Annotated in this window: 21 protein-coding genes; 11 read left to right on the top strand and 10 right to left on the bottom strand. The window is 47.1% G+C overall.

Features of this window, described 5'->3' with window-relative positions; translation table 11 throughout:
* Nucleotides 1-73 precede the first annotated feature (73 nt).
* On the bottom strand, nt 74-763 hold the full coding sequence (locus tag F752_RS0119485) for a sulfotransferase family protein (RefSeq protein WP_017733426.1): 690 nt from the start codon (nt 761-763) through the stop codon (nt 74-76).
* Nucleotides 764-840: 77 nt separating this feature from the next.
* Here F752_RS0119485 and F752_RS0119480 point away from each other — a divergent pair, with 77 nt between their 5' ends.
* From F752_RS0119480 to F752_RS0119465, 4 genes are read left to right on the top strand one after another with little or no spacing between them, the layout of a single operon-like run.
* Nucleotides 841-2,064, top strand: a complete 1,224-nt coding sequence (locus F752_RS0119480; RefSeq protein ID WP_017733425.1) for a glycosyltransferase — start codon at nt 841-843, stop codon at nt 2,062-2,064.
* Between the two features lie 50 nt (nt 2,065-2,114).
* Nucleotides 2,115-3,017 (top strand): hypothetical protein, encoded by a 903-nt coding sequence (locus F752_RS0119475; RefSeq protein WP_017733424.1) that lies wholly within the window; start codon nt 2,115-2,117, stop codon nt 3,015-3,017.
* A 23-nt stretch (nt 3,018-3,040) separates the two neighbouring features.
* Nucleotides 3,041-4,168, top strand: coding sequence for a tetratricopeptide repeat protein (locus F752_RS0119470; RefSeq protein WP_017733423.1), 1,128 nt, complete (start codon nt 3,041-3,043; stop codon nt 4,166-4,168).
* A gap of 55 nt (nt 4,169-4,223) precedes the next feature.
* Entirely contained in the window at nt 4,224-4,829 is a 606-nt protein-coding gene (locus F752_RS0119465; protein WP_017733422.1) for an IMPACT family protein, read from the top strand.
* Between the two features lie 77 nt (nt 4,830-4,906).
* On the opposite strand, the gene F752_RS0119460 is transcribed toward F752_RS0119465, so the two are convergent.
* The 4 genes from F752_RS0119460 to F752_RS0119445 all read right to left on the bottom strand — a co-directional run bounded on the left by F752_RS0119460 (nt 4,907) and on the right by F752_RS0119445 (nt 8,561).
* Complete coding sequence (locus F752_RS0119460) at nt 4,907-5,491, bottom strand: 3'-5' exonuclease (RefSeq protein ID WP_017733421.1); 585 nt, start codon at nt 5,489-5,491, stop codon at nt 4,907-4,909.
* Nucleotides 5,484-6,956, bottom strand: a complete 1,473-nt coding sequence (gene nhaC / locus F752_RS0119455) for a Na+/H+ antiporter NhaC (RefSeq protein WP_017733420.1) — start codon at nt 6,954-6,956, stop codon at nt 5,484-5,486. Before nhaC ends, F752_RS0119460 begins: the two co-directional genes overlap by 8 nt.
* Nucleotides 6,957-7,059: 103 nt before the next feature.
* Complete coding sequence (locus F752_RS0119450; RefSeq protein ID WP_017733419.1) at nt 7,060-7,317, bottom strand: SemiSWEET transporter; 258 nt, start codon at nt 7,315-7,317, stop codon at nt 7,060-7,062.
* A gap of 98 nt (nt 7,318-7,415) precedes the next feature.
* Entirely contained in the window at nt 7,416-8,561 is a 1,146-nt protein-coding gene (locus tag F752_RS0119445) for an NAD(P)/FAD-dependent oxidoreductase (protein WP_017733418.1), read from the bottom strand.
* A gap of 117 nt (nt 8,562-8,678) precedes the next feature.
* Between F752_RS0119445 and F752_RS0119440 the strand changes: the two genes are divergently transcribed.
* The 4 genes from F752_RS0119440 to F752_RS0119425 all read left to right on the top strand — a co-directional run bounded on the left by F752_RS0119440 (nt 8,679) and on the right by F752_RS0119425 (nt 11,303).
* Nucleotides 8,679-9,206, top strand: a complete 528-nt coding sequence (locus F752_RS0119440) for a DUF4442 domain-containing protein (protein ID WP_017733417.1) — start codon at nt 8,679-8,681, stop codon at nt 9,204-9,206.
* A gap of 13 nt (nt 9,207-9,219) precedes the next feature.
* A complete protein-coding gene (locus F752_RS0119435; RefSeq protein ID WP_017733416.1) occupies nt 9,220-9,702 on the top strand; it encodes an Mpo1 family 2-hydroxy fatty acid dioxygenase in 483 nt (160 codons plus the stop codon).
* 28 nt (nt 9,703-9,730) lie between these two features.
* Entirely contained in the window at nt 9,731-10,429 is a 699-nt protein-coding gene (locus F752_RS0119430; protein WP_017733415.1) for a head GIN domain-containing protein, read from the top strand.
* A gap of 304 nt (nt 10,430-10,733) precedes the next feature.
* Nucleotides 10,734-11,303 (top strand): NADPH-dependent FMN reductase, encoded by a 570-nt coding sequence (locus F752_RS0119425; protein WP_017733414.1) that lies wholly within the window; start codon nt 10,734-10,736, stop codon nt 11,301-11,303.
* A 93-nt stretch (nt 11,304-11,396) separates the two neighbouring features.
* Here F752_RS0119425 and F752_RS0119420 read toward each other — a convergent pair whose 3' ends face one another.
* Nucleotides 11,397-13,076, bottom strand: a complete 1,680-nt coding sequence (locus F752_RS0119420; RefSeq protein ID WP_017733413.1) for a VRR-NUC domain-containing protein — start codon at nt 13,074-13,076, stop codon at nt 11,397-11,399.
* A 237-nt stretch (nt 13,077-13,313) separates the two neighbouring features.
* Here F752_RS0119420 and F752_RS0119410 point away from each other — a divergent pair, with 237 nt between their 5' ends.
* Together F752_RS0119410 and F752_RS0119405 are read left to right on the top strand one after the other, a co-directional pair.
* Nucleotides 13,314-14,444, top strand: a complete 1,131-nt coding sequence (locus F752_RS0119410) for a mechanosensitive ion channel family protein (RefSeq protein WP_017733411.1) — start codon at nt 13,314-13,316, stop codon at nt 14,442-14,444.
* 36 nt (nt 14,445-14,480) lie between these two features.
* The gene (locus F752_RS0119405) at nt 14,481-15,311 is read left to right on the top strand and encodes an ion transporter (protein WP_017733410.1); all 831 of its coding nucleotides are present in this window, start codon (nt 14,481-14,483) and stop codon (nt 15,309-15,311) included.
* Nucleotides 15,312-15,457: 146 nt separating this feature from the next.
* On the opposite strand, the gene F752_RS0119400 is transcribed toward F752_RS0119405, so the two are convergent.
* Genes F752_RS0119400 through F752_RS24645 form a run of 3 tightly spaced genes read right to left on the bottom strand, consistent with a single transcriptional unit; the run spans nt 15,458 to nt 18,404 of the window.
* On the bottom strand, nt 15,458-16,144 hold the full coding sequence (locus F752_RS0119400) for a TetR/AcrR family transcriptional regulator (protein WP_017733409.1): 687 nt from the start codon (nt 16,142-16,144) through the stop codon (nt 15,458-15,460).
* 25 nt (nt 16,145-16,169) lie between these two features.
* The gene (locus F752_RS0119395; RefSeq protein ID WP_017733408.1) at nt 16,170-16,787 is read right to left on the bottom strand and encodes a carbonic anhydrase family protein; all 618 of its coding nucleotides are present in this window, start codon (nt 16,785-16,787) and stop codon (nt 16,170-16,172) included.
* A 27-nt stretch (nt 16,788-16,814) separates the two neighbouring features.
* Nucleotides 16,815-18,404, bottom strand: a complete 1,590-nt coding sequence (locus F752_RS24645; protein ID WP_017733407.1) for a SulP family inorganic anion transporter — start codon at nt 18,402-18,404, stop codon at nt 16,815-16,817.
* A gap of 630 nt (nt 18,405-19,034) precedes the next feature.
* On the opposite strand from F752_RS24645, the gene F752_RS0119385 reads away from it, so the two are divergent.
* Nucleotides 19,035-20,363, top strand: coding sequence for a M28 family metallopeptidase (locus F752_RS0119385; protein ID WP_017733406.1), 1,329 nt, complete (start codon nt 19,035-19,037; stop codon nt 20,361-20,363).
* On the opposite strand, the gene F752_RS0119380 is transcribed toward F752_RS0119385, so the two are convergent.
* The gene (locus tag F752_RS0119380) at nt 20,338-21,879 is read right to left on the bottom strand and encodes a bifunctional ADP-dependent NAD(P)H-hydrate dehydratase/NAD(P)H-hydrate epimerase (protein ID WP_017733405.1); all 1,542 of its coding nucleotides are present in this window, start codon (nt 21,877-21,879) and stop codon (nt 20,338-20,340) included. The genes F752_RS0119385 and F752_RS0119380 overlap by 26 nt on opposite strands.
* Nucleotides 21,880-22,155 lie beyond the last annotated feature (276 nt).

The following is a 22,155-nucleotide window of genomic DNA, read 5'->3' as shown; positions in this document are numbered from 1 at the left end:
TTAAAGTTTCTGAATTTCGTTTCAAAAACTCTCCAGTCTTTTAGGGGGCTAAGACACTTTGGCCATGTTTCAGTCAAAAGCTGTAAGAAAAGTAGCGAATCTCCCTTGCAAAAATTTTTGCAATAAGCTCCTGCTCCTCCAGGGACAGAATTTCCCGATAATGACGCCTGTCTTTCCTAACCTGCCCTTTAGCCTTGAAATCAGGCAGGGTAAGTGGCTCTTTTAAGTTGAACCTGCCCGACAGTTCCTGCAATGCTTCCGGCATGTCTTCATATAAAAAAACTTTGTCTACTACCGGCATGCCTCCTCTCGAATATAAATTAAAACCGAGCATTTCGCCTGCCTCTCCAGTCTCTAAGAAGTTGCGGATGCTTCCATGGGTTTTATCCCCTTCATGCCAGTAATAGTAAGAAACAGTTTTATCCCAGGGATTTCGCTCAAAGCAAAACTTGAAATAGCTACTCCACACATCCGGATCAATGTACCACTGGATTTGAGCCGCCGACGCATGTTCAATAAACTGCACCCTCTTTCTGAAGTAAGCAAGCTTTGCCCAGTCCAGCCTTTTATATTGACGAAAGGGAATAATGTAATTCTGGCAGCCCCTATATCCCAGTGCCTTTCGCACTTCCTCCTCCTCATGTGTAAGTGGTGTAATTACATCTTCCGGTCCACAAATGCGCGAAAGAGCAATTTCCAGTGAAGAGCCTGCTGTTTTCTGGGTTTTGATAAAGATAAACCGGTGCCTGTGCGATATAATCATTTGAAATAAAAACTTCTTAAATTTAGCCGAAATTAGCCAAACCTACTGCTGTAGCAAGGACAATGTAATTTAAGTCCATGAATATTTTTATCATTCCTTCCTGGTATCCTTCGGCTGAACAGCCACATGCAGGTATTTTCACGAAAGAACAGGCAGAGGCACTCGCTCACATTTTTCCGACTTCCTCCTTCGCTCTCAGCAGCTGGGGCTCGCATGAGGAAGATCTGCTACTCTGGGCCCGGGAGCCTTTCAGTAGTTTAGTAAAAGTGGGGAAGTTCTTTTTTAAAAAGCCTGCTCAAAAACAGCTTGCTCCTAACCTTCTTGAATATTATAGTCCCGCACTTGCCTGGAGCCGAAAGTTTTTCAGCGGAAATATCCGTAACATCATCAAGGTAAATGAAAAACATTTACTGGACTTTATGGCCCGCTGCGGAAAGGTAGATGTACTGCATGCCCACAGCGCCTATCCGGGCGGTTGGGTGGCCAAGGAGCTGGGGCGAAAATATAAAATCCCCTACCTCATTACCGAGCACATGAGTCCCTTCCCTTTTAAAAGTTTCCTCAGCCGAAATGGAAAGCTCAGCCCTTATCTGCAGAAACCTTACCGGCAGGCCTATGCTACCATTGTGGTGAGCCCGCAGCAGCAGGAAACCCTGGCCGAGTGGGGAATTCCAGGGCTCCGGCATATCCCAAACCTGGTGAATGAGAATTTTTTCAGACCTGCGCCAAAAAGCAAAGAGGCTTCTACAGCCTTTACTTTTTTTACCCTCGGTCGGCAGGAGCCCCAAAAAGGCATCCCTTTCCTGCTGGAGGCCTTTCAGCAATACTCAAGTACGCAGCCAAACAGTCAATTGCGTATAGGAGGCGACGGCTCCAGAGAAAAAGAATACCAGCAGATGGCACACCAACTGGGTATATCAGACAAGGTGGCATGGCTGGGCGGGTTAAGCAGAAAAGAAGCACTAAAGGAGTTTCAGCAATGCCAGGTTTTTGTACTTCCCAGCCTACATGAAAACCTGCCACTGGTACTCATAGAAGCGATTGCCTGTGGAAAGCCGGTCATTGGTACCCGCTGTGGTGGACCAGAGAGCATTATAAATGAGAAAAACGGCCTTTTGGTAGAAGCAGGAAATGCTGAAGCCCTTGCCCTTGCATTGGCCGGCGCACAACAACATTTTGCTCGATATAATGAACAGGAAATTAGAAATGACTTTTGCAGCAGGTACTCCCGTCAGGTAGTTTGCCGGCAAATCATGGAGGTTTATGAGGAGGCAAAAACCAAAAGCGGGAGAGATTTCTAAATTATTCACCCGGAGATAGTACCTTTGCAGCCTTTAAATTTGTAATCCCTATGCTGTACCTGATACTGGGCATTTTATTTAATGTGGCTATCTTTATTGCCTTCCGCACCTTTGCCAAATTTGGCATACGCACCCTGCCTGCCATAGTGGTCAATTACTATGTGTGTGTTATAACAGGCCTTATTTTCCTTGGCAATGTGGAGGGCATACCTGCCCTGCTCTCCAAAGAGAACCAATGGCTGTACTTTGCCATGCTGCTGGGGGTTATTTTTATTTTTACCTTTTACATGATGGCGGTTACCACTCAGCGCCTGAGCGTAACGGTCTCTTCCATAGCTGCTAAAATGTCGCTGGCCATACCGGTAATTTTTAGTTTGTTTATATTTGAAATTGAATCGAAGCCCTTCAACGGACTTAATTACCTGGGTATTCTTCTTGCCTTCGTGGCCATTTACCTGAGCTCCATCAAAAAGAAAGAAAAGCCCGATGAGCTGGCGGTAAAAAACTGGGGCCTCCTGCTGCTCCCTGTAGGTGTATTTACCTGCAGTGGCATTATCGATACGACCATTAACTACACTACCTACCGCTACTTAACCGATGCAGAAGCGGCCATTTTTCCTCTTGTTATATTCTTCGTAGCCGGGCTCATCGGTACCGGACTGGTGGCTGTCAGGAGGCAAAAGATTGGACTCAAAGAATTTATTGGAGGTATCGGACTTGGCATCCCCAACTACTTCAGCATTTATTTTATTGTTAAAGGACTGGCTGCTTTCGAAAACAATGGTGCCTTCTTCTATCCTATTTTAAATATTAACATCATCTTGTTTTCATCGCTTTTTGCCATTATCTTATTTAAGGAAAAGCTTCTGGCTGCCAATAAAATAGGATTAGGCCTTGCGGTACTGGCCATTTTCCTCATCTCCTACCAGGAAATTTTTGCCTATTTCAGTTAAAAACAGCTTTTCTTCATACACCTATGAAGTCTACTGGCCTGTTTTTTTTGCTTTTGCTGCTTTCTTCATCCCTTTGGGCACAGCAATACAGCCTGCTGGCCGATAAGCCTGCTTTGGAACAGGTAGAGGAGATAACAGGGCTGATTTACAATAACGAGCATGCCCTGGTACAACAGAAGCTAAAGAAGCTGAGGACTTCAGTACCTGCCGACCATCCGGTTTTTCCGATGCTGCAGGCCCTGAACCTTTACTGGATGGATGCCCCCATGCATACCAAGTCCGCCTATTTTCCTGTCTTTAAGGACTATCTTCACCAGACTGTTCAACATTCTGAAGTATACCTTGCCCGGAAACAGGACGAAACGCTGGCCAGTTTCCTTGCCCTTAGTGCCCACAGTCTCCTTACCCGTTTCCATGCCGATAAAGGAGATTACATGGCAGCAATTGGTGAGGCGAAAGAGGCCTATTCTTATATGAAGGAAGCCTTTGAGCTGGCCGGCAGCTACAATGAATTTAATTTCCCGGTGGGTTTATATAACTACTATCGCGAAAAATACCCTGAGCTACACCCGGTGTATAAACCTTTTATGTTCTTCTTCCGGAGTGGCGACAAGAATAAAGGTATCAGGCAATTGGAGCAGGCTTCCCGGGAAAATATTTTTACGAAGCCCGAAGCAACTGTTTTTCTGGTGCAGATTTACCTGTACTATGAAAACAAGCCTAAGGAGGCTTTAAGGAATATTCGGCGACTTCAGCAGGAGTTTCCACAAAACCGCTTATTTAAGGCCCAGCTGGCCGAAGCCTACATTGCCAACGGGCAATATCAGCCGATACGCCCTCACATTCAATACCTCCTCCAGCAACCTGAACCATTCTTTAAAATGGCTGGCGAACTCTTCGAAGGTCTTTACCTGGAGAAACAGCTTAAAGATTATGAGCAGGCCTTAAATTCCTATACCAGCGCACTGGAAACAGGCAAAAGCCTCAACTATATGGCCGATGTGTACAGGAGCATGGCTTATGCCGGCCTCGGCAGAATTTACCATCACCGGCAGCAAGCAAAGCAGGCCCGGGCAGCCTACAAAAAAGCGCTGGAATATGCTGCTTTTGAATACCCGGTTAAGCCCGAAGCAAAGACTTACCTCGAATAGCCATTTGGCAACTGCCTTTAAACCGTTTATCTTGCAGTTTCAGCACTGAATTAACATGGCAGAAGATACTTTTTTAACCCTCAGCCGCCCGGCCGAAAGTCTGTACAAGGAAAAGGGCAGTAAATTTATTGGCCTTGCTTACCCGATTACCTCCGAGGAAGAAGTAAAGGAAGTGCTCGAAGATTTAAGAAAGACTTATTACGATGCCCGCCACCATTGTTATGCCTACATCATCGGAGCCGAAGGGGAAAAATACCGTGCCAATGACGATGGCGAACCCAACCATTCTGCAGGGGATCCTATCCTGGGCCAGATAAAGTCTAATGAGCTGACCAATACGCTGGTGGTCGTAGTGCGCTATTTCGGAGGTACTAAGCTCGGCGTAAGCGGGCTCATTACTGCTTATAAAACAGCTGCCGCCGATGCCATTGCGGCCAGTGAAATAATAGAAGAGGTGGTTAAAGAAAGACTCCACATCCGCTACGGCTACGAAAGCACTAATGAAGTAATGCGCCTCATTAAAGAGTATGAACTAGATATTCTCGAGCAGGAATTTACCGCCGACTGCCGGATGCTGCTGGCGGTACGGCAAAGCTTTTACCCTTCCTTAATGGAAAAGCTGGAAATGCTCGAAGAGGTGACAATGGAAGAAAACAGCTAAGGAATGAGTATGTGCCAGAGAAGCATTATGCTACCCGCTTTCTCAAAACCCGATGCGTTTTTTAAAAGACCGGAGTGTCAGTAAATATATCCTTTTTGTTCCAGCTTCTGGTATATTTCCAGGCATACCCAGGCATCGGTAGCGGCATAGGTAATCTGGCTGTCGGAGAGGGTTTCGCGTTCCCAGTTAGAGGTCTGCTGTCCTTTACTGATACGGATACCTAAAAAGATACCTGCCAGACTCCTTACCCCAATATTCATCACACCTATTTCGCTGGCCACATCATTCAGGTCCACCACATTTTGAGGGGTAAAAGCAGCAAGGCGCTGTAAATCTTTTATATCATCGCGAATGGAAATCCCTGCTTTTACTATTTTTTTATTCGAGAAAATATCGCGCAGCCCCTGGGTAAAGCCTGTTAAGCTGATGCGGATTAAAAATACCTTGCCAGGAATAGCCATCTGAATCATGGCTACCGGGTTGTACTGCCCCTTATAAAAAGTAGGTTTGCTTTCCGTATCAAAACCAATGACAGCGGCATTTTGCAGTTCCTCCAGGGCAGAAGCAAGTTGCCCGGCAGTATTCACCACCACTACCTTTCCCTCGTACCGCTGCAACGGCAGGTTATTTACCTGGTCCTTTGTTATCTCTTTCTCAAACATTTACTAATTTATCTTCTCTTGCTTCCTGAATGTTTCGGTATCTGTTGATTTTTATGTTCAAATAGCCATACAACACTGTCATAATAGGACTGATAATGTTAAAAAAACAGTACGGCAGATACACAATGGTGGCCACGCCTAAAACGGCAGACTGGGTAGCGCCACAGGTATTCCAGGGGACTAAAACAGAAGTAACGGTAGCAGAGTCCTCCAGGGTACGACTCAGGTTCTCCGGCTTCAGGCCTCTTTCACGGTAGGTATCAGCATACATACGCCCGGGTACCACTATAGCCAGGTATTGGTCGGAGGCGGTAAGGTTAAAGAAAATACAGGTGCCTGCGGTAGATGCAATGAGCGAACCGGTGGAATGCGCCCACTTTATTACTTCTTCCGTAATCCGCTGCAATAATCCTGCGGCTTCCATTACGCCACCAAACACCATAGCACAAATAATGAGCCAGATAGTGTAAAGCATACCGGACATACCGCCGGTAGTCAGCAGCTCATTTACCATTTCGTTTTCTGTTACAATGGTAATTTCTGTATACATCGCCCGCATTACGGCAATATAGTAAGCTTCCAATCCTCCCTGCAGGCCCGATACTTCGTCGATGGCCTGCGGCTGGAAGATGATAGCAAACAAGCCGCCCAGCAGTGTTCCTACCAGAAGGGCGGGTAAGGCGGGTAATTTTTTCACAATTAGCACAATAACAACAACCGGCACTATAAACAGCCAGCCATTAATATTGAAATTCATCTCTATGGCATACAGCACATCATCGATATTAACCGGTGCGGCATTGTCCAGGGTAAAACCGATGATCAGGTATAAAATAAGGGCAATAATGATAGAGGGTACCGTGGTCCAGGCCATGTGCTGAATGTGGGTAAACAAATCAGTTCCTGCCATGGCGGGGGCCAGGTTGGTGGTATCGCTCAGCGGCGACATTTTATCGCCAAAATAGGCACCGGAAATAATAGAACCGGCTATCAGTCCTTCGGATATACCGAGTGCCTGCCCGATTCCCAGCAGGGCAATCCCTACGGTAGCAATGGTAGACCAGGACGAACCGGTCGCAATAGAAACCACTGCACATACGATGCAGGAGGCCACCAGGAAAATGGTTGGATTCAGAATCTGCAATCCATAATAAATCATGGCCGGAACAATGCCACTCAGCATCCAGGTACCTGCCAGTGCTCCTATCAGCAAAAGAATAAGGATAGACGACATGGCAGAGCTTATACTGCTCACAATCCCGTCCTGCATCTTATCCCAGCTTACCCCTATACGAATACCGATTAAACCTGCCACGGCAGCAGAGAAGATCAGAATCAGCTGGTTGGAGCCATCGAGGGCTTCGTCACCAAAAACATAAAAGACATTAAAAAAGAGTAAAACAATCAGGAATACTACCGGAATGAGAGCCTCCAGCAGTGTTGGTTTTCTTGCAGATTCAGTCATTTTATTATTGCTGATTTTTAAAGCAGCCGTTAATATACCTAAAAAAAAAGAACCTGCCCATTAAAAAAGTGGCTTAAAAATTATTCCATCCGCTTTTTCGGCACTAATTCTTATAAATGAGCTTAAAAAAGAGCAGGCTTCCGGCCAGTACCAAAGTAATACTATTAGCCAGAATAATGGGTATATTATAAATGAGCAGCCCATAGGTGAGCCACAGGGCTACCCCGGTAAAAAAGAGAAGGAACATACCCAGCGACAGGTCTTTCGCCGATTTAGATTTCCAGGTTTTAATCACCTGCGGCAAAAAGGCAAGGGTTGTACAAATGGCGGCTAAAATGCCAATAAATTCAATGTAGTTCATGGAAAAGCAGATGGAGAATAAACGGAATTTGAGTAATGACCTTGAATGGCTAAATTATTAGAATGGTAAATATGCCGGCTAAAAAGAATCATGGCTCATTATGCCGCCTTTTCGCCTGTTAACAGGCGGGCGACTGCTGCCCCCATTCCACTGCCAATGGCCACTCCCATTCCGCCTAAACGGATACCAGCCACCATTCGCTCTCCTATTTTCCGAAGAACCGGCTGTTTATCGGGGCCAAAAGCCATAATGCCCGACCAGCGGTGGGCAATGGTAAATGGCTGATCCGGCAATATTATTTCTCTTAACTGCTGCTCCAGTGCTTCCTGTATCCGCTGGTTGAGGTTAAGTTCAGTGGTGTTTTCTCTTTCAAAATCGAGGTTACGGCCTCCGCCAAAAATAACCCGCTTTCCATAGTTCCGGAAATAGTAGTAGCCTTCATCATAATGAAAAACACCCTTAAACTTCAGCTTTTCAATGGGCTCTGTTACCAATACCTGCCCCCTTCCCGGTTCAAGGGCAATATCGGGCAGGAACTGCCTTGAAAAAGCATTGGTGCAAATGGCCACTTTTGGTGCTGAAAAGAACACAGGCTCAGCGCTTACAGGATTTTGCACCTGCACCACCACCCGCTGCTCTTCTTCTTCCAGCTTTTGGACCTGCACCCCTGTCAGAAGCCTGATGCCTTTCTCCTGGGCAAGGGCTATCAGCTGCCGCATCATTAGCCCGGTATCGACCTGGCCTTCCAACGGGTTATAGACTACATTACGGATTTGCTCCTGCTTAAAACCAAATTCCTTAATTTTTTCCGGGGCTTCCCGGAATACAGTTTGCTGGAAAAGCGGCTCCAGCAGTGCATTGACCTCTCCCATTTTTTCCAGTGCCGGCTCTTCTGCCTCGCGGATAAGCTCATAACCTCCCTGCTGTAAAAAGCCGAAGTTCTCATCGCCCAATCGCTCTCTCAACAACTGCAGGCCCTGCCAGCGCATCTTAACAAGCGCCAAAGCCGCTTCTTCCCCCATTTGCTCAATATCGACCAGGAGCTCGGTAAGGCTGCCAAAGCAGGCAAAGCCGGCATTTTTAGTGCTGGCACCTGAGGGAAAGAGTCCCCGTTCCAGGACCAGTACCTGTGCGGCCGGCTGTTTTTCCTTTACTGCAATGGCCGTAGATAAGCCTACAATACCTCCACCTACTACTATATAATCGTATTGTAAAAAAGTATTCTTCTCCCAGAAACTTAACATACCATCAGTTGAGAATGCCTCTGTTAAAGAGACTGTTTGTATAATTTTAAGCAGGAGTTAGCGGTAAACCATATTAATACGTATATTCGATATAGTTAAACAACCCATTATACTCCCATGCCCGACCCCGCCAGGCTTATTGAAAAAGCCAAAAACTCCGGATTTTACCTTTGGGTGCTGAACAAAGCCCTCAGCCGCATTATTCCTTTTAACCTGCCACACGGTTTCAGCATACTCGAAATTAGCGATACGCATATTAAAACCAAAATTCCGTATAAGCGAAAAAACAAAAACCACATTGGAGGGCTCCATGCCTGCGCACTGGCAACCTTATCTGAATTTACCACCGGTGTACTGCTGCTGACCGGCCTTAACCCGAAGCAGTACCGGCTCATTCTTAAAACTCTGGAGGTAGAGTATCTTTACCAGGGAAAGATGGAGGCCTTTGCCACTTTCAGGCTATCGCCGGATTTTATGGAGGAACATATCTTCACCCCTTTAAAAACAGAAGATTCTATCATTCTCCCCTGCGAAGTGCAGGTTCATGATCGCATGGGCAATCATCTGACAACAGCAAAGGTACACTGGCAGATAAAAGAATGGGCGAAGGTAAAAACCGGCAAAAAGGATAAACAAGCTGCTTAAAAACGGTACAGTCATGAGAAAGATAGATGCTCTTTTAACAGAATATGGCAGCAGCCACCAGAATGCTACAAATAAAGCGATTCACTGGCTGTGTGTACCCCTTATCTTTTTTAGTATTGTATGCCTGCTATGGTCCATTCCTTCCGCCTTTATGAGTGCCCCGTTTGAGGGTGCTATGGCCGATTTTGCTAACTGGGCAACGCTTCTGCTCTTACTTACACTGGTGTATTACCTGCTGCTGTCCCCACCACTTTTTACCGGAATGCTGTTCTTTTCACTGCTGTGCCTGCTGGGTGCCTGGTGGCTCGACACAAGCCTCAGCATGCCGCTCTGGCAGGTGGCCCTGCTCATTTTCGTGCTCGCCTGGGTCGGACAGTTTTACGGACATAAAGTCGAAGGCAAAAAGCCGAGCTTTTTAAAAGACCTGCAGTTTCTGCTGATAGGCCCGGCATGGCTGATGCATTTTATCTTTAAAAAGCTCCACCTTCCTTATTGATTTTTCTTTACCTCTAAATTTTTAAAATATGATCACCTACAAAAAAGTAATAAGCTGCTGCCTGTTTATCATGGCTGCCCATATGGCTACCGCCCAGGCCCAAAACCGGGAGCTGGAGCCCTTCGACCGCATAAACCTCTCCATGGGTGCCAATGTATACCTTGAACCCGGAGCTCGCCAGTCTTTTACGATAGAGGGCGATGAAGAACTCCTTTCGCATGTAATTACTGAGGTAGAAGATGGTGAGCTCGAAATTAAACTGGAACGGGAGTGGCAAAATAAAAACCGGGAAAAAGCACCAATCATCCGGATTACTGTCCCGGCACTGGAAGCATTAAAAGTAACAGGCTCAGGACATGTGCAGACACAAAGCCCCTTCCGGAACGATGAACTGGAGCTGGCCGTAACCGGAAGTGGCGATATTGTAATGCCCATCGATACGGACAGACTAGGCCTAAGCATTACCGGCAGCGGCAATATGGACCTGGAAGGCAGGGCAGAAGAAGCCGCCATTAAAATAACAGGCTCCGGGGAAATAAATGGAGAGGACCTGGCCATTCAAAACTGTAATGTTAAAATCAGCGGAAGTGGCGACTGCCGCATCAGGGCAGAACAATCCATTGAAGCCCGTATTTCCGGAAGCGGCACGGTTTATTACAGTGGTTCTCCCGAGGTAGTAGACGTACAGTCGCACGGAAGCGGAAAAGTCGTAAAAGCAGGAAAATAATTGCTGCCCCTGGTAATTTAGAAGCCCTGCCTGTACAAGCGGGGCTTTTTTTTACCCTGGCCTACTTTCCATTTTCTCCTTAAAAGGAGGCAGATCCTCCCGGGCTACCTTTCCACCTCCTGCTGTTCAGTTTAAAAGCTGTTGCCATCCTGAAAGGAATACCCTAATTTTGAAGCATTCGCCACAGCAGTTGACTCATTATGCTACTGCTGCTTTTTCAGGCGCACATGGTAGAGACGACAAATTCCTGCCACTTTTACCACCCCTGCAGAGAAATCTGCAGCTTTTGACTTAAAATAAGAAAATGAAAATAGCGATAATATCGGCCAGCATCCGCCACGGAAGGCAAACCCATTTTGTATCCGAAGAACTCGGCCGCAGGCTTAATGCGTCAAATGATATTGAAGCCAGCCTGGTTGACCTGGCCGACTATGCCTTTCCTCTTTTCCAGGACACGCATAAAGCCGACGCTCCACAACATGGTGCCGACGAACTCCGAACCATTTTACAGCAGGCAGATGGCCTTCTTTTCGTTTCACCTGAATATAACGGCAGCTATACCGCTGCCCTCAAAAACATGGCCGACCACTTTAGTAAGGCCGAGTTCAACAAAAAAGCCATTGGCGTGGTAAGCGTATCTTCCGGCGCTATCGGCGGTATGCGGGGAGCCCTGCAAATGCAGCAACTGGTACTGGCCCTCTATGCCTACCCTATTCCTCAAATGATGCTGGTATCGGAAGTACAGCATAAGTTTGATGAAGAAGGAAAGCTTACTGATGAGGCTTTCGCCAAAAAGCTGGATACCTACCTGCAAGAATTCCTGTGGTTTGCCAGTGCCATTTATGAGAAGAAAAAACGCGGGAACAGAGGGTAGATTTAAGAGGTATAAAGGGACTAAATTTTAATAAAGAGCTGTAAATTTCGGCAGCATGTCAGCAGCCCTTAGCGGCATGCGGCATTGCCCAACCTAAAACTCATTTTCCTGTACCCATTCCACTTTTAAAACACGGGCGGATATACCATGCTGCTGAAAAAACTGCAGCCAGCTTAGCTGCTGTGCGGAGAGGGTATCGTTAGGCGATTTTACTTCTATAAAAGCATAGTCCTTCGCTGTCCAGGTAAACAAGTCCGGAAAGCCCCGACCGTTTTCCTTCAGGTTTCGTGCCATTCCCATTAGCACAGAGGCCAGCTTTTGGGGTGCCACGTTACCAACAACAGCCCTTAGCAGGGGGAGGGTGTTCTCATGCCAGTTGAGCAAGGGGTTGCCAAGCCCCCATTTCTCTTCATATACCCTCTCGATATAGCTGAGCAGCTTTCCGGAGCTATCTAATTCCTGCAGGCGCTCCTGCATAGCGCCCTGCCTACTCTCCAGGAAGCTGGGCAGGTAGAGGTCGGAAGGTACGCGCTGCAGGGGACTATGGTATACCGGCGCCTCATGGTCAAAAACAATATCCCAGAACACCAGGCCGAATAAACTCCGCCACAGGTAGTTCTCGCTGTACATCGCCTCCTGTCCCTGCTTAATAAAATGCTGCATTACCCCTTTTTCGACCTGGTAACGATAATCACTACTTATAGCCACTGCCTCCGCCTCCCGAAGATGGAGTGTAGTACTCTTAGGCCTTTTCTTCTTTAACAGCCGACTGGAAAAGTCACGGGCGAAAAAGAGTTCATCTGCATTGTGTGGCGATTCCTCCATCCGGTAACATAACTCCAGCGCTTCCTGAACTGCCCCGGTTTTCTGCAGCAGGCGAGCCCTTCTTTCCCTCGAAGGAGCATCATCGGTTCGCTCATATACCTCCAGTGCCCACTGGGGTTGCTGCTGCCTTTCCAGCGTACGGGCAAGCTTAAGCGTAAGCCGGTTAAAAAGAGGCCGTGCCTGGGCGCACCAATTCATCCGGCGGTTACTCCACGACATATACCAGCTATACAGCTGGTCGGAATCTCCTTCCCTGAGTTCCTTAAACTGGGGATACGCCAGGGACAGTTCGAACAGTTCGTCGACCTCCTCCCGCTTATTAAACCTTGCCACCAACTGGTGCTCTTCCGGCTCTTCATAGCGAACCAGCCCAAGGTCCCGGATGACAAACTCCGACATATCGCCGCCGGTATGCCCGAAGAAGAGGAATTTCAGCAGCTCCAGCTCCTGCTCAAAGTTGTGCTTCACCACCGGCGCAATTTCCCCGGCAGCCTCCAGCAGTTCATCCCATTCATTGTTTGAGAGCAGCAATTCAATAACTTCCGGCTTTTTAAGTCCGGATATTCCCTTTTCCGCAGGATTCAGACATTTGCAGAGCTGTACCAGTTCGGGCCTGCTGTACACCTGTAAAAAGAGCGATGCCATGGGGGCATGGTCTGCAGCAGGCATGGTACAGAACTGGTGGAACAGGAGCTCATCAAGCGCCCTTTCCAGCGAACTGAGCTCGGGGTAGTGCAGTTTATCGGTTCGGAAGAAAAGCCCTTTTCGGTTGGCAAAGCGAAGAAAGAGGCAGCGGGCATCTTCGCTAAGGCGGCGAAAAGCATCAATAAATTCCCGCTCGTTCTCCTTAAGCAGGGGACCATACATCTTTTCCGCAAAGCCCAGCAGGGCATTAAAATTGTCGAGGTAATATTTTGGCGGAAGGTCCTTTTGTATTTCTCTGCTCATGCTTTCTCCGATAGGCAAAGATAGAAAAGAATGGCAGCAAATAAAACACTAACACACTGCTGCTCCGCAACTTACAAAGAAAGCTACCTTCTTTTTCTGAAGATAAAAGCTATCGTATTTCCCTCCCTTCCACTGGCTTTTAAAACCTAACGGGAATAGCAAAAGAGCTGCCTTTAAACAGCAGGGATTATTAATGGTTATGATGCTAAGCTGTATTTAATACAAGTATTGTACCCTATGGACCGTTTTGTTGCCTTTTACAATGGCCTGATTCCCTTCTTTCAAATCCTGATCCTTCTTGTGCTGTCCATCATTGGCGGACAGATTATCCGCCTTTTTTTCAATGCTTTTTTAAGATTGTATAAAAAGAGTACGGACGATGAAGTGCTGGTTGAATCTGTTATCCGGAACCTCCGTCCGGTATTAAAAGTCCTGCTTCCGCTCATCCTGTTCAGCATCAGTTTCCAGACGGTTGAGATGGAAGCCGGGGCCTACTTCTTCCTGAGCAAGCTGGAGCAGGTCCTGCTTATTTGTAGCTTTGCCTGGTTGTTTATTCAGATAACAGATGTGGTAGAAGATGTGGTTTACCACAAGTTCGATGTTAAGCAGGAGAATAATTACCTTGCCCGCAAGGTACAGACGCAGGTACAATTTATTAAAAGGCTGCTGGTCATCGGCATTGTCGTCATTGCCGTTTCAGTAATTCTGCTGAGCTTCGAAGGAGTTCGCACCATAGGGGCCGGTTTACTAACTTCAGCAGGAGTAACAGGCATTATTTTAGGATTTGCCGCCCAAAAATCTATCTCCAACCTGATTGCCGGTTTCCAGATTGCCTTTACCCAACCTATCAGGATAGACGATGTGGTGGTAGTGGAGGGAGAATGGGGCCGCATAGAGGAAATTACCTTTACCTATGTAGTTATCATGATTTGGGACCAGCGCCGCCTGGTGGTGCCCATCAACTATTTTATCGAAAAACCCTTCCAGAACTGGACACGAAGCTCTGCCGATATCCTGGGCACTATTTTCCTCTACACCGATTACTTTGTGCCCATAGAGGCCATAAGAGAAGAACTGAAGAGGCTTTGCGAAAAGAATAAATACTGGGATAAGCGGGTATGCGTTCTGCAGGTAACCGAACTTACAGATCAGTCCGTGCAGCTTCGGGCACTTGTCAGTGCGGCCAATTCCGGAAATGCCTGGGAGCTCCGTGTAATACTTCGCGAACAGCTCATGGATTTTATTCGAAAGAATTACCCTGATAGCCTGCCTCGTACCCGGGCTGAAATTACTGAGCTGCCAGGGAACATGGCTCTCCGGCCATCTACTCATCAGCAGGGAGGAAAAGAAACTGAATCCGGCCGGTAAGCTTTAAGACAAGGCTGAGATCGTACCTTTTTATTTATGAAAGACTGGAAAAGAAAGCTGTACATCATCATTTTTAAAAGCCACACCCCTGCCGGTAAAGCTTTTGACCTGGCACTCCTGGTCTTTATCCTGCTGAGCATCTTAACGGTAATACTGGAAAGTGTGGCTGATATCCGGGAAGACTATGCCCGCTTACTCATCAGTCTGGAATGGTTCTTTACCATTACTTTTACGATAGAATACATTCTGCGGATTATTACAGCTCCCCGCCCCCTGCGGTATATTCTGAGTTTTTACGGCATTGTCGACCTGCTTTCCATCCTTCCCACCTATCTTGCTTTTTTTTACCAGGGGTCCAAATTCCTGGTGGTCATTCGCGGACTGCGGCTCCTAAGAATTTTTAGAATATTAAAGCTTAGTCGCTTCCTGGGTGAAGCTGAAACCTTAAAGCGGGCGCTCCAGGGCAGTGTGGCCAAGATTATCGTGTTTATCGGGGCTGTTATGACGATTGTCATCATTATAGGCGCACTGATGTACCTGATAGAAGGGCCCGAAAATGGTTTTGATAATATACCCGTGAGTATTTACTGGGCAGTGGTTACCATTACCACTGTAGGGTATGGAGATATAGCGCCCCAGACCACTGAAGGGCAGATGCTGGCAACCCTGCTGATGCTGCTGGGCTATGGTATTATTGCTGTACCCACAGGGATTGTTTCGGCCGAACTTACCAGAGCTGACAGACGATCCCGGCCTACTGTTATGGCCTGCCCGAATTGCAAACCCGAAGACCACCAGCCCGACGCCAGCTACTGTCGCTTTTGCGGGCTTCAACTGAACAAGACCACCAAGCCCGCTGACCATTAAAGTTAACTGTTCAATACTGCTGCTGAAGTGGAAAGTACCAGCCTATTTTAAGGAAAATGAGCATGGCTCAGAAGTCAGAAACAGGCTAACAGCTTACCTCTGTCTGGGTAATAGCCCTCCTCTAAATCGGGAGGAGGGTCTTTTTATTACTCGCTGACTGAGATGGTTTTTAGCGCCAGGTCAATTAAAAATTCTTCCAGCTGGCCTTCCACCTTTTCACTGATATTGGTAAGGGAAGGCAGGTGGCAGGCAAAAAACCTCTGATAATGAGCGCTTTCCGATATGGTGGACACCAGTGAAGCAGGGTAGGGATAATCCGGGTTAATTTCAATGATAATATCGGTAACCCGCCCGCACAATCGCTTATAGCTCTGAAAAAAGCCTTCACGGTTATCGGCATCCACTTCTTTGGTTAAAAAAGACTTGGCTGACTCTGCCACTACAATCCGCTGCAGGCTTACTTCATCGATGTGCGAAAAGTTGGCATCATTAACAATGGTACCCGAAAGAATTCTGATGGCGATCTTCAGCCTTTCTACCGCAGAGGGAATATTGGTGGTGGAAAATACCAGCCGGTATTCCTGCCAGTTCCAGTACCAGGAGATCAGGTAAATCAGCAGCATATGTTTATTCTCGAAGTAGCGATAAACAGTGGCTTCCGACGAGCCGATCTGCTCGGCAAGTTTTTTAAAGGTAAAACTTTCAAACCCCAGCTCATCCATAAGGAGAATACCCTGCCGGAGGATATTCTTCCCTATTTCAGAAGTTTCAGGGTCTTTCAGAAAAACCTTTTCATCAACTTTTATCTGAATGTTTGCTAGTAAGTTCTCCATCTAAAACCTTATCTGCGCCTGGCTCTTAATAGAATTCTACCACGCCGGTTTCGACATTGTACATAGCGCCAACAATTCCAATTTGCCCACTTTCTATCATTTCACGAAGAATAGGGCTCTTCTGTTGAATTTCTGCCAGCATTTTCTCCACGTTCTTCCGCGATACCATTTCTACAAACTCCATATTTTTGGAGCTTCTTTCACCCTGATACTCTACTGCCTTTACAGAAGGCTGAATTTTTCCCAGCAGGCCTGAAAGGTGGCCCATCTCCACATGGTCGCAGGCACCTTTTACAGCACCGCAGTTGGTATGGCCCAGTACCACAATAAGCTTAGAGCCCGCCACTTTGCAGGCAAACTCCATGCTACCCAGGATATCTTCATTCACAATGTTTCCGGCAATACGGGTACTGAAAATATCGCCCAGTCCCTGGTCGAAAATTAATTCGGCTGAGGTGCGGGAGTCGATGCAACTTAATACAACGGCAAAAGGAAACTGTCCCTCGGAGGTTTCATTTACCTGCTGCAGCAGGTTGCGGTTAAACCTCAGGTTGTTGACAAAACGTTCGTTGCCTTCCCGTAATATTTCTTTTGCACGCTCCGGCGTTAATTGTGACTGTGTTTGCTTTGTTTGAGTTCTCATATAGTTAGGTTTTTTAATTAATGATTGTCAGGATTCCATAGGCCTCTCCTGTAGGGGAGAGTAGACACTGGCTTCAGGCTGCTCCAGCAACGGTCGCTCCAGAATGACTAAGTCAATCTTTTGCTGTATCGCCGTATCTTTAAAGTTCTCGAAAAGCTCTCTTACATCATCGTCGATAAAGACAGAGCGGGTAGTATCAATTTCTACCTTAGCGCCTTCCGGAATCTTGCGCAGGGTTTGCATGATGTTTCCTTTGTTAAGAAAGCTCACATCTTCGGCGGTTTCCAGGCGGTACACCTTTTTACCCTCGGGCGTTTCCGTCTGAGTTACTGCATGGGAAACATGGTAGTTGTTCTTCAGAATAAAGAAGACGGCCACCGCCATGCCAATGCCAATACCGGTTAAAAGGTCGGTGAATACAATGGCGGCAATGGTAATAATAAAAGGAAGAAACTGATTCCAGCCGCTCTGGTACATTTTCTTAAACAGCTCGGGCTTCGCCAGTTTGTAGCCTACCATAATAAGAATAGCAGCAAGGCTGGCCAGTGGTATCAGATTGAGCACCTGAGGGAATACCATTACACTCACCAGAATTAAAACACCATGTATAAAAGCCGATAACCTTGTTTTACCCCCGGATTGAATATTGGTAGAGCTTCTGACAATTACCTGCGTAATAGGGAGACCACCAATCAGACCTGAAACTATATTGCCGACACCCTGTGCTTTAAGCTCCCGGTTAGCCGGGCTTATACGCTTATACGGGTCCAGCTTATCGGTTGCCTCAAGGCAGAGCAGGGTTTCAAGGCTCGCGACAACGGCAATGGTGAAGCCCAGAATGACTACCTGCAGACTAAGAGCGTTACTGAAATCCGGAAAGGTGAACTGCCGGGCAAAGCCGCTCAAACTCTCCGCAACCGGTAGCTGTACGAGGTGGTTACCGGAAAGTGTAAGCTCAGGGGTAAGATTGCTGAAGAAGAGGTTCAGGCCGATACCGAATAACACCACTACCAGAGGCCCCTGGATAATCTGAAATACTTTTCCTTTTTTAGAAAGTACCTGGTCCCACAGAATAAGGATGAACAGCGATACCACACTGATAATGACAGCAGATGTGGAGACAAAATTGAAGGCATTGAAAATGCCGGAGAAGGTATTTTCACCATCTGGCTGTAAATAGGCCAAGTCACCTTCAAAACCAGCATCATAGCCGAAAGCGTGAGGGATCTGCTTAAGGGCGATAATGACACCTATGCCGGCAAGCATTCCCTTGATTACCGAAGAGGGGAAGTAGTAACCAATACTGCCGGCATTCAGGAAACCCATAGTCAGCTGAATTATACCTGCCAGCACGACTGCAGCCAAAAAAACTTCATAGTTGTCAAGGCTATCAATAGCATTTAGAACAATGACGGCAAGACCTGCCGCCGGGCCACTTACACCCAGGTTTGAACCACTAATGAGTGTAACTACAATGCCCCCAACAAACCCGGCAATAATTCCGGAGAACAGCGGAGCACCCGAGGCCATGGCTATGCCAAGACAGAGGGGTACTGCCACCAGGAATACGACTATACCGGCAGGCAAATCATTTTTAATATCTTTTAAACTGAGCATAAGGTGATAGCTTAACGTTCTAATGTGATAGTAATACTATTGTTTTTCGAAAGTTAAGCTTTTTATATGGAATTCAAATTTCTTTTAAAAAATTTTGGATGTAATTTCAGCGATCCTCCTTTAAAACTGTTGCTCCAGTCTCCTCCACAATAAAAAAACAGTAGCCGTCCTAAGCTTACCGGGATTTAGGTTGTTTGTTCTGACAACTAAAGGAGTCGCAGCACTCCTGCGGGAAGGGATGATTACCTGGGCCTTTCCCTGTTCAGGGAAAGGCCTCAATTACCTCTTGCCATGCTCCTTTCCGGTCGAGCGACAAAACCCGCTGAAAAACAGAACTCCATTTACCATTTTGCTCTACATTATCCTGTTCCGGACAATCTACCCCTCCTTCTTTAACTCCGCTAGTAAAAGGCTAATCCTCCCCCAGGCACTACCACTATTCTCACAGTGTCTCTTAAAGCCTCTTTCCTCTGTAAAGAGGTTACACTTTAATTGATTCAGCTAATTAAATTATTTGTCAACACACCCAAAGGAACAAAAGGACAACAAAAAAAATATAGAGGATAAGGCATAAAAAAACCTGCAGTTTATTAATTTTAAGGTAAATAAAAATTTTAATTATTTGAAGTTGTGCCTGCAAACCTGGTTTACGGAGTGTTCCCTTTTATTTTCCTTCTTTTCTTTTTTCTTCCATTTCAGCAAAAGCCTTCTTCACAACAGCAGGTGCTTCCTTATGCCCGTAAGGTAGTCGATACCTTGTCCGCTCCGTCCATGCACGGTCGTGGTTATGTTGCAGATGGCCACCTGAAAGCAGCCAATTTTATTGCCAGCGAATTTCAGCGCCTGGGCCTGCAGTCTTTTGGAAATGGCTTTTTCCAGGAATTTGAGGTATCGGTCAACACCTTTCCCACGGAGGTGGAGGTAATCCATAAAGGACAGTCCCTAAAAGCCGGCCGTGAATTTTTAGTAGGTCCCTGTTCTCAAACGATTCATGGCACTTTTCCTCTTCTCTCATTAAGCAAAAAGGAAATTCTGGATGCCTCCCTCCTCCTTCGAAAGCTGCAAACAGCAAGTGGAAAAATATTAGTGATTGACCAGACGCTTTTTGCACAGGCTACTCCTGAAGAAAAGCAGAAGCTGCAGGAGACCATGGAATTTCTAAAGCATTTTAAAAACAACCCTGCCACTGCGATTACTTTCTTAACCACCGATAAACTGAGCTGGCATGTAGCTCAGCAGCCCTGCGAAACACCACAGCTCATCATCAAGAAAGGAGTACTTCCCGGACAGGCCGATTCGCTTGAACTGCACATCGAAAACAAGCACCTCAACAAGCTCAATACGCAAAATGTCATAGGCCTGGTAAAGGGTAAAAATCCTGAAAAAGGAGTAATTGCCTACAGCGCTCATTACGATCACCTGGGCCGGATGGGAGAGAACACTTATTTCCCCGGGGCCAACGATAATGCAAGTGGGGTAGCCATGCTGCTAAGCCTTGCCCGCCATTATGCAAAGCCGGAAAACAAGCCTGAGCAGGACATGCTGTTCATGGCCTTTGGCGCCGAAGAACTCGGCCTGCTGGGCTCTAAGCATTTTGTGGAAAACCCACTCCTTCCGCTCGAGGAAATAGACTTCCTGCTAAACCTCGATATTACCGGCACGGGCGATGAAGGTATAAAAGTGGTTAATGGAACCGTATTTGAAGAGCAGTTCCAGCGGCTACAGGCGCTTAATGAGGAGCACCAGCTACTGCCAAAGGTATCGGCCCGCGGAGAAGCCTGCAACAGCGACCATTGCCTGTTTTACGAGGCAGGTGTACCCAGCTTCTTTATTTATACCCTGGGGGGCATACAGGCCTACCACGATATAGATGACAAAGCCGCTACGCTGCCCCTTACAGAGTTTGAAGATCTCTTTACGCTCCTTACCCTTTTCACCAAAAGTCCTGCGCAGCAATAGTAAAGGCAGGGTTCACGAACTCCTTATAGGCCTTCGGCAGGTATGCAATCAGGTCCGAGGCAATAAGCGACTCCTCCCCCAGCTCTTTTGCCGCCAGGTCGGCCGCCAGCCCGTGGAGAAAAACACCCATAATGGCCGCCTCTAAAGGGTCGTACTGCTGCCCCAGTAAGCCGGTTAGCAGGCCTGTCAGCACATCACCTGTGCCGCCGGTGGCCATACCCGGGTTGCCCGTACTGTTAAAGTACACCCTGCCGTCGGGCGACGAAATGCTGGAATGAGCTCCTTTCAGCACCACCACTACCTGGTGCTCCCGGCTGAAGGCGATTTGCTTATCCAAACGTTCAAAATCATTTTCCCAGCTGCCGACCAGCCTCTCAAACTCCTTGGGGTGTGGCGTAAGAATGGCATTTTTCGGCAAAAGGTCCATCAGCTCTCTGTGCCTGCTCAGCAGGTTAAGGGCATCTGCATCCAGTACCATGGGCCTGCTCTCCTGCTCCAGCAGTTCTTTGAATGCTTTCCTGGTGATTTCTGCCGTACCAAGTCCGGGCCCCATGCCTATCACATCAAAACCTTCCAGTTTGGGCGACCTTGTCAGTTGTTCTTGGGAAGGGTCGGTCAGCACCATGGCCTCCGGAACACTGCTTTGCATAATAGTATAGCCGCAGGCAGGCAGGTACACCGTTAACAAACCTGCACCACTCCTGAGGCAGGCCCTGGCACAAAGAACACCGGCCCCGATTTTGCCTTTGCTACCGGCAATGAGCAGCACTTTTCCAAAGTCGCCTTTATGGCTCCACTTATCACGACTTTTAAAGATACGGCGCATGGTATCAAGGTCTGAAAAGCAGAAAGGTGTCTCCACCTGCTCCATATAAGCCGGGCTCAGGCCAATGTTCACCATCTTCCATTTTCTCATCCATTTTCCATTTTCAGGCATCATAAACGCCAGCTTAGGCTGATGAATGGTAATGACACAATCTGCCTTTATAATCGCTCCTCCAGGGTCTGCCGGAGCGTCTGCATACAGGCCTGAGGGGATATCTACCGACACCACCTCTACCATGCTCTGGTTGATACTGTGGATAACTTCTGCATACAATCCTTCCACTACCCTGGATAAACCTGTACCAAACAGGGCATCTATAATAATGGCATCTTCCGGAAAATCCGGAATCTGTCCTGCCTCGCTAATCGTTTTAGGCTCATGAAACTTATTGAGCCTATCCAGGTTCTCACGGAAGTCCTGGGAGGTTTTTCCATTTTCCCGCACGATGTATACCTGCACTTTGTACTGCTGGTTGAGCAGCAGGCGGCCAATTGCCAGCCCGTCGCCACCATTATTTCCTGTGCCGCAAAAAATAAATACCGGTCTTTTTTCAGCATACATCTCTACATATGCCCGCACGAAAGCCGATGCGGCTCTTTCCATGAGCTCAAGAGAGGTTATCTGTTCATGCGTTAAAGTGGCAGCATCCGCTTCGTGGATCTGCCTGGCATTTAATATTTTAATGGACATGAAGAATAGTATTGAGTCGTGAGTATTGGATGTTGTGATAAAAAATATGACGCAGGAAACAGGGAAGCTTAACTTTCCCGGCAATTAAAAACTTGCAGCCCCTAAAAGCTAACAAAGCAACTCGGAATGCAGCTCATCTGTTTTAAAAGCTTCCCGCCTCCGCTAACAGCTAATAAGAAAGAAACCAGCGCTACTTGTAAAAAAGTAGCTTCCTTTAAATAAAAAGAGGCTGCCCGAATTAGTTCAGGCAGCCTCTTTTGGATTACTTTGAATAAC

The sequence above is a fragment of the Nafulsella turpanensis ZLM-10 genome (assembly GCF_000346615.1).
Taxonomy (GTDB): Bacteria; Bacteroidota; Bacteroidia; order Cytophagales; family Cyclobacteriaceae; genus Nafulsella; species Nafulsella turpanensis.
This window is presented reverse-complemented; position numbering and strand designations above follow the sequence as displayed.

Bases quoted from the DNA above. Each gene is read 5' to 3' on its own strand.
- F752_RS0119475 (WP_017733424.1), top strand. From the start codon at position 2,115: ATGCTGTACCTGATACTGGGCATTTTATTTAATGTGGCTATCTTTATT.
- F752_RS0119470 (WP_017733423.1), top strand. From the start codon at position 3,041: ATGAAGTCTACTGGCCTGTTTTTTTTGCTTTTGCTGCTTTCTTCATCC.
- F752_RS24645 (WP_017733407.1), bottom strand. From the start codon at position 18,404: ATGCTCAGTTTAAAAGATATTAAAAATGATTTGCCTGCCGGTATAGTC.
- F752_RS0119480 (WP_017733425.1), top strand. From the start codon at position 841: ATGAATATTTTTATCATTCCTTCCTGGTATCCTTCGGCTGAACAGCCA.
- nhaC (WP_017733420.1), bottom strand. From the start codon at position 6,956: ATGACTGAATCTGCAAGAAAACCAACACTGCTGGAGGCTCTCATTCCG.
- F752_RS0119395 (WP_017733408.1), bottom strand. From the start codon at position 16,787: ATGAGAACTCAAACAAAGCAAACACAGTCACAATTAACGCCGGAGCGT.
- F752_RS0119425 (WP_017733414.1), top strand. From the start codon at position 10,734: ATGAAAATAGCGATAATATCGGCCAGCATCCGCCACGGAAGGCAAACC.
- F752_RS0119435 (WP_017733416.1), top strand. From the start codon at position 9,220: ATGAGAAAGATAGATGCTCTTTTAACAGAATATGGCAGCAGCCACCAG.
- F752_RS0119485 (WP_017733426.1), bottom strand. From the start codon at position 763: ATGATTATATCGCACAGGCACCGGTTTATCTTTATCAAAACCCAGAAA.
- F752_RS0119450 (WP_017733419.1), bottom strand. From the start codon at position 7,317: ATGAACTACATTGAATTTATTGGCATTTTAGCCGCCATTTGTACAACC.
- F752_RS0119400 (WP_017733409.1), bottom strand. From the start codon at position 16,144: ATGGAGAACTTACTAGCAAACATTCAGATAAAAGTTGATGAAAAGGTT.
- F752_RS0119410 (WP_017733411.1), top strand. From the start codon at position 13,314: ATGGACCGTTTTGTTGCCTTTTACAATGGCCTGATTCCCTTCTTTCAA.
- F752_RS0119405 (WP_017733410.1), top strand. From the start codon at position 14,481: ATGAAAGACTGGAAAAGAAAGCTGTACATCATCATTTTTAAAAGCCAC.
- F752_RS0119445 (WP_017733418.1), bottom strand. From the start codon at position 8,561: ATGTTAAGTTTCTGGGAGAAGAATACTTTTTTACAATACGATTATATA.
- F752_RS0119380 (WP_017733405.1), bottom strand. From the start codon at position 21,879: ATGTCCATTAAAATATTAAATGCCAGGCAGATCCACGAAGCGGATGCT.
- F752_RS0119465 (WP_017733422.1), top strand. From the start codon at position 4,224: ATGGCAGAAGATACTTTTTTAACCCTCAGCCGCCCGGCCGAAAGTCTG.
- F752_RS0119460 (WP_017733421.1), bottom strand. From the start codon at position 5,491: ATGTTTGAGAAAGAGATAACAAAGGACCAGGTAAATAACCTGCCGTTG.
- F752_RS0119430 (WP_017733415.1), top strand. From the start codon at position 9,731: ATGATCACCTACAAAAAAGTAATAAGCTGCTGCCTGTTTATCATGGCT.
- F752_RS0119440 (WP_017733417.1), top strand. From the start codon at position 8,679: ATGCCCGACCCCGCCAGGCTTATTGAAAAAGCCAAAAACTCCGGATTT.
- F752_RS0119420 (WP_017733413.1), bottom strand. From the start codon at position 13,076: ATGAGCAGAGAAATACAAAAGGACCTTCCGCCAAAATATTACCTCGAC.